This window comes from Fructobacillus ficulneus, assembly GCF_001047075.2.
In the GTDB taxonomy this organism is placed as follows: Bacteria; Bacillota; Bacilli; order Lactobacillales; family Lactobacillaceae; genus Fructobacillus; species Fructobacillus ficulneus.
This window is the reverse complement of sequence record NZ_DF968005.1, coordinates 491362-504587: the sequence shown is the minus strand read 5'-3', so window position 1 is coordinate 504587 and position 13226 is coordinate 491362. Positions and strand designations below refer to the sequence as shown.

The window sequence follows — 13226 nt, the reverse complement described above, 5'->3', positions numbered from 1 at the left end:
TTATGACAACAACTAAGGAAAAAGTATTGGCTCAGCTGCTCAATCAAGCGGGAAGGTACCTTTCGGGTGATGACTTAGCCCAAACATTGGGCCTGTCCCGAGAATCTGTTTGGAAAGCGATTCAATCCTTAAAAAAGGATGGCCATAAGATTGATAGCAAGAAAAAGACTGGCTATGCTTATTTAACTAGTCAGCACTTGAACCGGCAAACGCTGATAGAATGGCTATCTATCTATGGCTTAACAGATGGTGACCAGGTCGATTTGCATTTTTTTGATCAAATTAATTCAACCCAAACTGTTGCTAAGGATTATATTGCTCAACACCCAAGCTTAAGGCCTCAGGTCTTTGTTGCTCGTCAACAGGGAGCCGGGTACGGTCGGCAAGGTCGAGCTTTCTATTCACCCAAAGATCGCGGTCTGTATGTTTCTGTTGTCTTTCCAGTTGAACCAAACAATGAAATCAATCCGAGTCTGTTAACAACATCAGCAGCAGTCGCCTTAGTGGATGGCTTGGAAACGTTTTTTCCAACCGAACCCTTTCAACTTAAATGGGTTAATGACTTGATATTACACGGTCACAAGGTGGGCGGGGTAATTACTGAGGGCGTTTTCGATTTTGAAAGTCGCCAGTATTCAGCAATTGTAGTTGGCTTTGCGATTAATCTTTTGCCAGGTGATTACCCGAGTGAAATTGAAAATAAGGCTCAGTCAATTTTAACGACTGAAAATCGTGAAATTAATGTTGATTTTAATTTACTTTTAACACAACTGTTGCAAAATCTAGTTAAGATGTTTTTGACCTACCAGAGCGGGGGGTATTTATCACGATACCGTCAACTATCACTTTTAATCCAGCAAGTTGTGACTGTTCAAGTTGGAACGAAAATCCTGACTGGTACGGTGACGGATATTAGTGACCAAGGTGGTTTAGTGTTAAAACTAGCCAATACTGGTCAAAGCGAGGTACTGTATGCCGGTGAAGTGACCAAGGTCAAATTATTTGAAAACTTAAATTTGTAAAAGAGGTTGATGATGGAATTTATATTTGCTTCCAATAATTCTGCCAAGACGGCAGAAATGACAATTTTAGCAGAGAAGATGGGCCATCGTGTTATCAATTACCGTGACGTTTTAGGTCGCGAACTGAAATTTCCAGCCGAAACAACTGATTCCCAGGTTGAAAATGCTCGCATTAAGGCAAATTTTGTCCATCAGTATTTGCCTGATTGCTGGGTTTTAGCCGACGATACTGGTTTGTATTTACAGGCATTCCCCAACCGCTTTGGTGTAACGTCTTCTCGAGAATTCAAAGACTTGGGAGTTTTGGGGACAGAAGCTGAAATTGCATATATTCAGTCCCTCTATCATTCCGAAGAAGACCGGTCGGCCTACTTGTTAGCCGTCTTGGCCCTCTGTACACCGGCTGGGCAGATGTTTCTGGCCGAGGGACGTGGTGGGGTTCGAATTGCTGAAGAAGCTCATTCAGGACCCTATATTGGTGGATTAGATGATATTATGGAAGCGGAAAATGGTAAGACTCTATCTGAGATGTCATTAGATGAGGTAGTCGCCTACCATGATCGATCACGAGCTTTGAAAAATATTATTGAACAAATTCAGCTTTAAAAAAATCAAATAAATTCTGAAGTAATATCAGACGAACAGGGGCAAATTTGCTCCTTTTTTGTTTGATTTTTGAAAAATACACCTGGGTATGCTAAAATAGTAAAGTTGAATTTACTGGGCCTTGAAAAAGGCCGAAAGGAGCACTTATGACCACTGCAAAAAGTCCATTTTGGCAAAAAGTTGTTGATGATGCCAAGGATGAAAACGGGAACCAACGCCCATTCTTTTCAATGGCACCGATGGAAGCCGTGACGGATACTATTTTCCGTCGGGTAGTGGCACAAGCGGGCGGACCGGACTTATACTATACCGAGTTTACTAACGCAGCCTCGATGGTTCATCCGGAAGCCAAGTTTTCTGTCCAAGGTCGGTTAGCGGTTGCGGATGGCGAAAAGATGCCAATTGCCCAAATCTGGGGCTCAAAACCAGAAGCGATTGGTGGGGCGGCAAAGTTGTTGCCAGCCTTGGGGTACCAAGCTGTTGATATCAACATGGGTTGCCCGGATGGAACAGTCATTAAAAATGATTCTGGATCCGATTTGATTCGCCACCCTGACCGGGCTGCTGCTTTAATTGCGGCAGCGAAGGAAAGTGGTTTACCTGTTTCGGTTAAGACTCGGTTAGGTTTTAACCAAGTTGATGAATATCACGACTGGCTCGAAATGATTTTCAAACAAGATGTCCAAGTTTTGACAATCCACTTGCGGACTCGTAAGGAAATGTCAAAGGTCGAGGCTCATTTCGAATTAATTGACGACATTGTGGCTATGCGCGACCGGATTTCACCACAGACGCTGTTGCAAATCAATGGCGATGTCAAAGATTATGAACATGGTTTGGCTTTAGCCAAGGAACACCCTGGTGTTGATGGCATTATGATTGGACGGGGTGTCTTGAATGACCCCTATGCCTTTGAACCCGGTAACCAGGACCATACCTTAGCTGAATCAATTGCTTTGTTAAAATTGCAATTGGACTTGTTTGATGAAGTTAATCAGACGGCTAATAAAAAGAATTTTGAAGCACTCAAGCGATACTTTAAGATTTACTTGCGCGGTTTTGCCCACGCATCACAGTTACGGCAAATGTTAATGGAAACACACGCAACTGATGAAGTCCGAGCCCTATTGAAGGAACATGTTGGCACTTTGGTTGCTGTTGACTAAGTTGACTTAGTTATCATAAAATAAATAATTTTTTTGGTTGAGGCTAGACTCAAGGCGGATCCTAACGGGGGAGTTAGGATTGCTTTGAGTCGGCCTTTTTTGGTTGATTTAACTGTATTTTGAGAGGGAGGTCAGAAAATGACAATTTTAACTTTAGCAGTGATTTTAACGATGGCCTTTGGCTTTGCATGGTTGGCGGATCGGGTGGGCCTGCCAACTGTTGTTGGTCAAATTGGTGCTGGGATGGTATTGGGTCCAGCAGGCTTTCATTACCTAGCTAGCACGCATAGCATCGGTTCCTGGGCTGAAATTGGTTTATTGATTTTAATGTTTCTAGCAGGGATTGAATCGGATTTTGACCTGCTCAAACGTCACGCTCGACAGGCTGTGGTTGTTGCTATCGCAGGTGTCGTGACACCCTTTGTGGTGTTCTTGGTTTTCGGTTGGCTACTTGGTGAAAGTAATCAGCAGGCCTTACTTTGGGCGGTGCTGTTTTCGGCAACTTCGGTTTCAATCACGGCTCAATTACTAGCAGAGTATGGGCAAGTCAAATCAACGGCTGGAGCGACCATTTTAGGGGCCGCTGTTTTAGATGACTTATTGGCCATTTTGATGTGGACAATTTATCAAACTGTTTTCCGAATTGGGTCCGGTGGCAATCGTCCGCTGTGGTTGACTGTCGCCTTTATGGTTATCTTCTTGGTGGTTTTTGCAATTATTGTTCTTAAGTATTTAGGAAGAGTGGTTACCTATATTGGCCGAGTTCCGCTACCGGGAGCAAAATTAGCCTTTATTCTGGCCGTGCTCCTCGCTAGTGCTGATTTGGCGGAATGGGTTGGCTTTTCTGGGGCGATTGTTGCGTTCTTACTGGGATTGTTTTTCTCCCAAGAGAGTAACGCCAACCAGGTTGAACATAGCTTTATCACAGTGGGTCAGACAATTTTTATTCCGGTTTTCTTTGTTAATATTGGCTTGAAAGTTTCTTTGGCTAATCAGTGGGCTAATCTACCGCTCATCTTGATGCTAACGATTTTGGCGATTGGGACGAAGTGGTTTGGTGCCTATGCTGGGGCTCGGTGGTCACGGATTGATCATCATAGTGCTCAAATTATTGGTGCTGGGATGGTGTCACGAGGCGAAATGGCGATTGTGATTGCCGACTTGGCGCTTTCCGTGAAGACCATCAATAGTCACACTTATGCCTTATTGACAATTGTTATTTTGTTGACAACTATTTTTACACCGATTGCTTTAAAAAGGCTATTAAATGATTAGTGGTATCAAGTTGATTTGTTGTAATTTGCTGTGTGGATTTGATTTTAATAATTCAATTTAAAATGGCTTCAAACCAGTCTTTTCACCTGGTTTTTTGGAAGCCCTATGATATAATGAGTCTATGAAATTAGCTAGCCAAGAAGTAACTAAATTATTAGAATCAAAAAATCTACTTGTGTCAGCACCAACAGTGGATTTGGCCTTTAACCACCTTCACTATGACACTCGTCAAGTGCGCGCGGAAACCCTCTTTGTTGTTAAGGGGGCTTTCAAGGCTGAATACCTCGATGGTGTGGATGGCGTGACCGCTTTGGTAACAGAAAAGCCATTAGCTGGGGGCTGGCCACAGTGGGTGGTCACGGATACCCAAAAAGCGTTGTCAATTTTAGCGATGGCTTACTTTGACTACCCACAAAAGGATTTGTGGATTGGTGCCTTTACCGGAACCAAGGGTAAGACCACTGCAGCCTACTTTGCCTACACGATGTTGCAAGACCAGACGCAGGGTCAGACAGCCTTATTTTCAACGGTTGACCGCATTGTTGGACCAAAGCCAGAGGATAAAAAGAAATCTGACTTAACCACACCGGAGTCCTATGAATTGTTCAAGGATATGCGTCGGGCGGTGGATAACGGTATGACCCACTTGGTCATGGAAGTTTCCTCGCAGGCTTATCTTCGTAACCGAGTTTATGGCTTACGATTTAACGTTGGCGCATTTTTGAATATTTCTCCCGACCACATTGGCCCAAATGAACATCCAACCTTTGCCGATTACTTGGCTCATAAAGAAATGCTCTTAGACAATTCGGATGAAGTTATTTTAAATACTGGGATGGATCATTATGCGGAAATCTTGGACCGGGCAGAACAAAGCCATGACCGTGTCTTTACGTATGGTCGTCTCGGCAATTCAAATGAACCCTTGGTAACCTTTGAAAGCCAAAACAGTGCTCTCCATGAGTCACATTTCACGGTAACAGCCGGCCAAGAGGCTCAGCTTCCTGAAATTAACGGGGCCTACCGGTTAAACTTGCCGGGTGACTTTAACGAGGAAAACGCCGTGGCGTCACTCATTATGGCTGCTTTAGCTGGGGCAAAGCACCCTGCAATGGTTAGTGGGTTAAACCGCGTGACCATTCCGGGTCGGATGCTGTCATTGACTCTGGCCAAACACGGAGTAGCCTTTGTCGACTATGCCCATAACTATGTCTCCCTGCTGTCTTTGCTGGCCTTTGCTAAGGCACAATCACCAGAGGGACAGGTTATTGTTGTCTTGGGTGCTCCTGGAAATAAAGGAGTTTCTCGTCGAGCTGATTTTGCTAAGGTTTTGTCAGCCAAAGCCGACCAAGTTATCCTGACGGCAGACGATCCACAGTATGAGAGCCCAATGGACATTGCGCAAACGATTGCGGCAGGGATTGATAACGAAGGCGTTCAGGTTCATTTTGAAATGGACCGGATTACGGCCATCCGTCAGGCCATTGATTTAGCTGGTCCTAACGACTTGGTTGTTGTGGCAGGTAAGGGCGAAGACCCTTACCAAAAAATTAATGGGGTCGATACACCATACATTGGTGATTATGCCGCCGTTCAAGAGTGTCAAGCGATTCTAGCACAAGGCGGAACTTTAACTGTGGGGGACTAACGATGACAGACTTCTACCAAAATAAAAATGTTTTGTTAGCCGTGACTGGCGGAATCGCGGCCTATAAAATGACCGAGTTGACACGGTCGCTTATTAAAGCCGGCGCCACGGTTAAGGTTGTCATGACCGATGCGAGTCAGGAGTTTATTCCTGCTAAGACCTTGGCCATTCTTTCCAAAAACGAGGTGTTAACCGACGTACGCTGGCATAGTGATTCGGCGACCGTTGACCATGTGGCCCTTGGTCGCTGGGCTGATTTGGTACTTGTGGCGCCATTAACGGCGAACACTTTAGCCAAGTTGGCACTTGGTCAAGCAGACAACGTCATGACTACAACGGTGATGGCTAGTCCGGCTCCTAAGTTTGCCGCGCCAGCGATGAATGATGGCATGTGGCGGAACCCTGCTGTTCAGCGTAATGTTGATTTGTTAGTCAATGATGGCTGGACCATGGTTGGACCAGATACCGGATTTTTGGCAGAAGGGTACCAAGCCCAAGGCCGCATGGTTGAGCCGGCTGATATTTTGACAATGATTGAACAAGAACTAAATCAGAGCCAAACTCAAGAACCGGCCTTATTGGCAGGTCAGCATGTGGTTGTGACAGCTGGCGGGACGGAAGAGCCAATCGACCCAGTCCGTTATCTGACGAATCGTTCATCCGGTAAGATGGGCTACGCTTTGGCGGAAGCCGCACGATTAGCTGGTGCTGAGGTTACCTTAGTAGCGGCTAAGACCTTACCGGTCAATCCGGCCATCAACGTCGTCACGGCGACCTCGGCACGAGAAATGTTGACTGCAGTTCAAGAGGCAATGCCAAGTGCAAACGTCTTTATTGGTGCAGCGGCTGTCTCGGACTACCGGGTCGCTCAAGTGGCCGAGAACAAAGTCAAAAAACATGGGGATGACCACCTGGTCTTAGACTTAGTGCAAAACCCTGATATTTTAAAAACTGTGGGTCAAAATAAAGAACCAGGCCAAGTTGTAGTAGGCTTTGCGGCCGAGACACAAAATTTAGTGGAAAACGCTCAAAAGAAGCTGATCAGTAAAAATGCAGATTTGATTGTGGCCAATAACGTCTTGGAAGCACAAGCAGGTTTTAATAAGGACACCAATAAGGTAACACTGGTAAGCAAGGATAATGAACCACGGTCACTAGCGGCCAAATTAAAAACTGACTTAGCCACCGATATTGTTGCAGAAATCGCCAGGATACAATCTGCTAGTAACTTTGTGGTATAATAGTAATCTAACGAAAGTAATCAGGAGGCTGAGATGAGCAAGGCAGACGAAGAACAAGAATCCAAGTACCACGTGGGGGATGTGTTACTCGCTCCAGCATATGGTAACTTAGAGAAACCTTTCACTGGTAAAGTTGAAAAGGTTTACGAAAACGCATTGTTGGTTGAAATCATTGAAAATGATCCAGCGGACCAGCCTGCAGTCAACGAAATGAACCACCGAGCAATTTCTCGGATGTCAGACGTTGAAGTAATTCAAGCAGCACCCCAAGAACCAAAAGACCAGGAAGATTAATCCTCTTTCTTGAAAAAGAATACGGTATGACCCCAGTAAACAGTGACCTTAACATTGGTGGAAGTTGAGGACTGGGCCTTGCCTGCGCACTTTTTTCTGCTCATAATTTGATAACAAAAGTGGCCAATTTGGCTATTAGAGTGGTACCGCGGGCAGGACTCGTCTCTTTAGTTTTCTTAAGAGACGAGTCCTCTTTTACAAAATAAATATTGTTAATAGACAAAGGAAAAAATAATGGCAACCAATCCAGCAGTTACCTCCGCTTTGCAAGCGGTCTTACCTGATATGACAGCAGCTGATATCGCTGCTAAAATCGAAGCACCCAAGGATTCTTCAATGGGTGACTTGGCTTTTCCAACTTTTACCTTAGCTAAGGTTTTGAGAAAAGCACCGCAACAAATCGCGGCTGACTTAGTTGAACAAATTGATCAGACCAACTTTGAAAAGGTTGTAGCAACTGGTCCTTACATCAACTTCTTCTTAGATAAAAAAGTGATGACAGCTGATACGTTGAAGGCTGTTTTGGCTGCTGGTCCTAACTATGGACAAAATGATGATGGCCAAGGTCGGACAATTGCCTTGGACATGTCATCACCTAACATTGCTAAGCCAATGTCAATGGGACACTTACGGTCAACTGTGATTGGAAATGCTCTGGCTAATTTGGCTGCTAAGAACGGTTACCAACCGGTTAAAATTAACCACCTGGGTGACTGGGGAACACAGTTTGGTAAGTTGATTTATGCTTATAAGACTTGGGGCTCAGAAGCAGAAGTTAAAGCTGACCCAATCGCGACCTTGCTGAAGTACTACGTGGAATTCCACGAAAAGGCCAAGGAAAACCCTGCCTTGGACGATGAAGGTCGTGCCTGGTTCAAGAAGCTTGAAGATGGTGATCCCGAAGCCCAAAAACTCTGGGCTTGGTTCCGCGAAGAATCATTAAAGGAATTCACTGAAATTTACGACCGCCTAAACATTACCTTTGATTCATTTAACGGTGAAGCCTTCTATAACGATAAGATGGATAAAGTCGTTTCTATGTTGGAAGATAAGGGCTTGTTGGAAGAATCTCAAGGAGCTCAAATTGTTGACTTGAGTTCAATCAACGAAAACTTGACGCCGGCCATGATTAAGCGGACTGATGGTGCGACTTTGTACATGACCCGTGATTTGGCTGCTGCCATTTACCGGAAAGAAACTTATGACTTTGCGAAGTCATTGTACGTCGTTGGCGGTGAACAACGTGAACACTTCGTTCAATTAAAGGCTGTCTTGTCATTGCTTGGTCTTGATTGGGCTGATGACGTTGAACACATTTCCTTTGGTTTGATTACCTTTAACGGTAAGAAGATGTCAACTCGAAAGGGTGATGTTGTCTTGTTGAAGGATGTTTTGGATGATGCCCATGAATTGGCCTTGTCACAAATCAACGAAAAGAACCCAACTTTGGCTAACAAGGACCAAACAGCTGAAGAAGTTGGTGCCGGTGCCGTGGTCTTCCATGATTTGATGAACGACCGAACGAATAACTTCGATTTCAAGTTAGACGAAGTCGTGCGCTTTGAAGGTGACACTGGACCATACGTTCAATACACGAATGCCCGCGCGCAATCAATTTTGCGTAAGGCAGGGGTTGCTGTTGATGAAACAAACATTGATCTTGATGACCCTCAAACTTGGGAAGCAGTGACAACATTGGCCAACTTCCCAGCAACGGTTCAGCGAGCCTTTGAAAATCGTGAGCCATCAATTGTGGCAAAGTATGCATTGACTCTGTCACGTGCATTTAACAAGTACTATGCTAATTCAAAGATTCTTGCTGACGATGCCGGATTGAATGGCCGTTTAGCACTCGTTAAGGCCGTTTCCACAACCTTGACTACTTCTTTGACACTTTTGGGTGTGAAAGCACCTGCAGAAATGTAAGCGAAGATTGATTGAACATTAGTCACTACCTGCATGAATTACTACAGGCCAAAAAGTAAGGTTGTAAGGAAAGCGGATGAAAACAAAATTTTCTCTTAAAAATACTACCTTTTGGAAGAAAACGGCACCCATATGGAACCGTTACCAGTTAGGTCGATTATTAATTTTGATGTTTATGTCAATCTTTTTAATCAGTTCGATTTACTTAGTGACTTTAGCTAAGACGTCACATGTCGAAAAATTAGAATCATCATTGTCACAGACAACAAATGTCTATGACGATGCCGGTAACAAGGCCGGTTCGCTCTACTCGCAAAAAGGAACTTACGTCAAATATGATCAAATTTCGCAAAATATGCGTGATGCTGTTTTGTCGATTGAAGATCGTAAGTTCTATAAAGAACATGGGTTCTCAGTTGAGGGTCTAGGCCGAGCGGCATACCTCTTTATTCGTAACCGTTTAACTGGTTCGCAAGTTATTTCCGGTGGTGGTTCAACGATTACCCAGCAGTTGGTTAAAAATGCCTACTTAACACAGGAACAAACTTTTACGCGTAAAGCCAAGGAAATCTTCTTGTCGATGCAAGTTGAACAAGTTTATTCCAAAGATCAGATTTTAACGATGTATATGAATAACGCTTGGTTTGGCCATGGAGTTTGGGGGGTTGAAGATGCCTCTGAAAAGTATTTTGGTGTCCACGCCAAGGATTTGACGACTGAGCAGGCTGCCACATTAGCTGGAATGTTAACTAATCCGTCTGGCTTTAATCCAATCGATAATCCGGTTCGCTCCAAGGCTCGTCGTAACTTAGTTTTGCAGACGATGTATGAAAATAAGAAGCTGACTAAGGCGCAAGAAAAAGCCGCCCAGGCAACGGATATTGTTTTGAATGATAACTATACTGGTGATGAATCATATAATTATCCTTGGTATTTTGATGCCGTTATTAACGAAGCTGTTAACAAATATGGTCTCGATGAAAAAGACATCATGAATCGTGGTTACAAGATTTACACGACCTTAAATCAAAAAGACCAAGAAAACCTGCAAAATGACTTTACTAAGAATAGTTTGTTTGGTAATCAAAACCAAGCTCAGGCTGCCTCGATTGTTCTAAATGCGACAACCGGAGGTGTCCGAGCTGTCATTGGTGGTCGAGAAACTCAGCATACATTCCGTGGCTTTAACCGCGCAACGCAGTCACAGCTCCAGCCTGGTTCGATTATCAAACCATTGGTTGTTTATGCACCGGCTCTTGAGGCTGGTTACAATATTAACGACAAGTTGCCGAACAAAAAAATGAACTTCGGTACTAATAACTATTCACCAAATAATGCCTTGAATGTTCAAACTGACGACGTACCAATGTATGCTGCTCTGGAACACTCATATAATATTCCGGCTGTTTATTTGTTAAATAAGCTAGGTATTAGCACTGGTTATGATTCTGGTAAAAAGTTTGGTTTGCCACTTGTTAGCTCTGATAAGAACTATTCTCTTGCTCTTGGAGGCTTAACTAACGGAGTTTCGCCACAACAAATGGCCCAAGCTTATACGGCCTTTGCTAATAATGGAACGATGTCACAGGCTCATTACATTACTAAGATTGTTGATTCAACAGGAAAAGTAATTGTTAAAAGCCCTAAGGCAAGTCAAACACAAGTTATTTCTCAATCTGTAGCTGATGATATGACGAAGATGATGTTGGGAACCTATACCAGTGGAACTGGTACTGGAGCAGCACCATCTGGTTATAAGATTGCCGGAAAGACCGGAACAACCGAAAATCCTAATGATCCAAATAACGCTAATTCTTCGAAAGATTCATGGGCAGTGGCTTATACTAAGGACATTGTTGAAGTTTCTTGGGAAGGATTGGAAGGTGCCAATAATACAGGCTCATTGCCAATTGGTTTGATGAGTACGATTGGTAATTACGTGAAAACATCATTGGGACAAATCGTTCCGAATACTTCTGAAAACAACTTTACTGTACAAGATGCCAGTCAGGCAAGTAGTAGCAGTAGTAGCAGTAAAAAGAGTTCCAATTCGTCGTCTGATTGGTTAAACAATGCGGCCGATGCGGTTAATAATGGTGTCAATACAACTGTTGCCGGAGCGGCAAAAGTATGGGATACTATTACCGGTGTATTTAACAAAAATAACTAGTAAACATTTGTTTACGTGACTTTTGAAATTCGAAGGGGATTTAACAATGACTGTTAATATTTATGACAACGCAAACGAAATGGCAAAAGTTTTGGTTGAGACTGACCAATACAAGGCTTGGCAAACTGCTTTTGATGCAGTTCAAGGCGATGCTGATTCAAAGGATTTGTTCAAGCAATTCCAAATGATTCAAATGACTGTTCAACAAATGATGCAAGCGCAACAACAACCAACTCCTGATCAAGAAAAGGAATGGGACGCCGTTGCTAAGCAAGTGCAAGAAAACGACAAGATCAAAGATTTGATGGCTGCTGAACAAGTGTTGAACACTTTGTTGGGTGAAATTAACGAAATCGTAACTAAGCCAGTTTCAGAATCATACGCTAAGGCTCAACAAGCTTAAGCTAATGAATAACAAAAGGCCTAACACAGAGTGTTAGGTCTTTTTGTTTGCCTGAGAAGGATGCGCATTAATTTTGATATTAAAAACGGCAACGACTTACAATTATTTCGTAAGTCGCTGCCGTTTTATATGGTTGTAGCTATGCTAGTCAAAAATGTTGTGATAGATAGCTTTAACAGCTTCATCTACATCTTGAGATTGGACACCGAGCATAATTGAGATTTCTGAAGCGCCCTGGTTAACCATTTGCAAAGAAATTCCTGCATCACGAAGAGGGGTAACGATTTCTGTAAAGGCTCCGACGCGGTCCTTCATTCCTTGACCAACGACCATGATGATGGCAAAATCGTCGTGCCAAGCCATTGTATCCGGTGAAATTTCACGAGCAATGTCTGTCTGGATTTGGCTGATTTGTTCTTTGTTCAAACTTTTTTTGTTAAAGATAATTGTTAAGTCATCAATTCCGGATGGCATGTGTTCGTACGGAACGTCGTGCCGGGCTAAAATTTTTAAAATTTTAGCGGTAAAGCCCACTTCCTTATTCAACAGGTAGCGATGGAGGTATAGGGTACAGAAACTGTCAGAAGCCGCAATTCCAGTCACACGACGTTCGGGTTTGTTCTGTTCGGCGGGGCCAATCCATGTTCCAGGAGCAGTTGGGTCGTTAGTGTTTTTGACGTTGATTGGTACTTGACCCTGGATAGCGGGAATAATTGCCTCATCATGGAAGACGGCAAAGCCAGCATAAGAGAGTTCCCGCATTTCGCTATAAGACATATTTTTAATGGCGGCAGGGTGGTCAACTAAACGGGGGTTAACGGCATAAATTGCTGAAACGTCGGTAAAGTTTTCATAAACATCGGCCATCAAACCACGGGCTAAAATTGCTCCAGAGATATCTGACCCCCCACGAGAGAAAGTTACGATTTCATCGCGATCATTATAACCAAAGAACCCGGGGAAAATGTAACGAGTATCGTCTTCCAACTCGAATTGAGCCAAAGCAGTATAAGTTTTTTCTTCATCCAATGTTGGAATTTGAACATCTGTCTGCATTTGAATCTGCTTGGGATCAACAAAGACTGCTTTTTCACCCTTTGATTGCAAAACCATGGCCAACAGTTGGGCATTTAAGAATTCACCATTAGCGGCAAAAGTATCCTTAAGGTACTTGTATGACCGGTATTGTGGTTTTGGCAAATCATCAATTTGATCTAAAATTGGCTGGAAGACCTCTTGGTCCAAATTAAAATGATCAGCGATTTCTTGATAGCGTTCCTTTAAGTCATGAACTGTTTCGCTGTAATCTTCACCATTAATGGCTTCTTTACCGTAGCGAATGAGCAAGTCCGTTACTTTGATTGGAAATTCAGCGGCCTTACCCGGTGCGGATGTGACAACAACCTGTCGGTCGTTGTCTTGCTGAAGAATGTCGATGACGCGGTCAAATTGTTGACCAGTTGCTAGGGATGAAC

Annotated in this window: 11 protein-coding genes; 10 read left to right on the top strand and 1 reads right to left on the bottom strand. The window is 43.6% G+C overall.

Annotated elements, in window-relative coordinates; translation table 11 throughout:
• The first annotated feature begins 2 nt into the window (after positions 1 to 2).
• From AOQ29_RS06990 to AOQ29_RS06945, 10 genes are all read left to right on the top strand, one after another.
• Positions 3 to 1022, top strand: coding sequence for a biotin--[acetyl-CoA-carboxylase] ligase (locus AOQ29_RS06990; protein ID WP_061993762.1), 1020 nt, complete (start codon positions 3 to 5; stop codon positions 1020 to 1022).
• A gap of 9 nt (positions 1023 to 1031) precedes the next feature.
• Positions 1032 to 1628, top strand: coding sequence for a non-canonical purine NTP pyrophosphatase (locus AOQ29_RS06985; RefSeq protein WP_242977433.1), 597 nt, complete (start codon positions 1032 to 1034; stop codon positions 1626 to 1628).
• Positions 1629 to 1774: 146 nt separating this feature from the next.
• On the top strand, positions 1775 to 2794 hold the full coding sequence (locus AOQ29_RS06980) for a tRNA dihydrouridine synthase (protein ID WP_061993760.1): 1020 nt from the start codon (positions 1775 to 1777) through the stop codon (positions 2792 to 2794).
• Between the two features lie 138 nt (positions 2795 to 2932).
• Entirely contained in the window at positions 2933 to 4069 is a 1137-nt protein-coding gene (locus tag AOQ29_RS06975; RefSeq protein WP_061993759.1) for a cation:proton antiporter, read from the top strand.
• A 121-nt stretch (positions 4070 to 4190) separates the two neighbouring features.
• Complete coding sequence (gene murE, locus AOQ29_RS06970; protein ID WP_061993758.1) at positions 4191 to 5717, top strand: UDP-N-acetylmuramyl-tripeptide synthetase; 1527 nt, start codon at positions 4191 to 4193, stop codon at positions 5715 to 5717.
• Between the two features lie 2 nt (positions 5718 to 5719).
• Positions 5720 to 6958, top strand: coding sequence for a bifunctional phosphopantothenoylcysteine decarboxylase/phosphopantothenate--cysteine ligase CoaBC (coaBC, locus tag AOQ29_RS06965; protein ID WP_061993757.1), 1239 nt, complete (start codon positions 5720 to 5722; stop codon positions 6956 to 6958).
• A 33-nt stretch (positions 6959 to 6991) separates the two neighbouring features.
• Positions 6992 to 7252, top strand: a complete 261-nt coding sequence (locus tag AOQ29_RS06960; RefSeq protein ID WP_061993756.1) for a hypothetical protein — start codon at positions 6992 to 6994, stop codon at positions 7250 to 7252.
• Between the two features lie 234 nt (positions 7253 to 7486).
• Positions 7487 to 9178: an arginine--tRNA ligase gene (gene argS / locus AOQ29_RS06955; protein WP_061993755.1), complete on the top strand. Its 1692-nt coding sequence runs from the start codon at positions 7487 to 7489 to the stop codon at positions 9176 to 9178.
• A gap of 76 nt (positions 9179 to 9254) precedes the next feature.
• Positions 9255 to 11348, top strand: a complete 2094-nt coding sequence (locus tag AOQ29_RS06950) for a PBP1A family penicillin-binding protein (protein WP_061993754.1) — start codon at positions 9255 to 9257, stop codon at positions 11346 to 11348.
• Positions 11349 to 11394: 46 nt separating this feature from the next.
• A complete protein-coding gene (locus AOQ29_RS06945; RefSeq protein ID WP_061993753.1) occupies positions 11395 to 11751 on the top strand; it encodes a YlbF family regulator in 357 nt (118 codons plus the stop codon).
• A gap of 144 nt (positions 11752 to 11895) precedes the next feature.
• Here AOQ29_RS06945 and AOQ29_RS06940 read toward each other — a convergent pair.
• Positions 11896 to 13226, bottom strand: a 1331-nt coding sequence (locus tag AOQ29_RS06940; RefSeq protein ID WP_114675011.1) for an aspartate kinase, incomplete at its 5' end; no start/stop codon positions are given.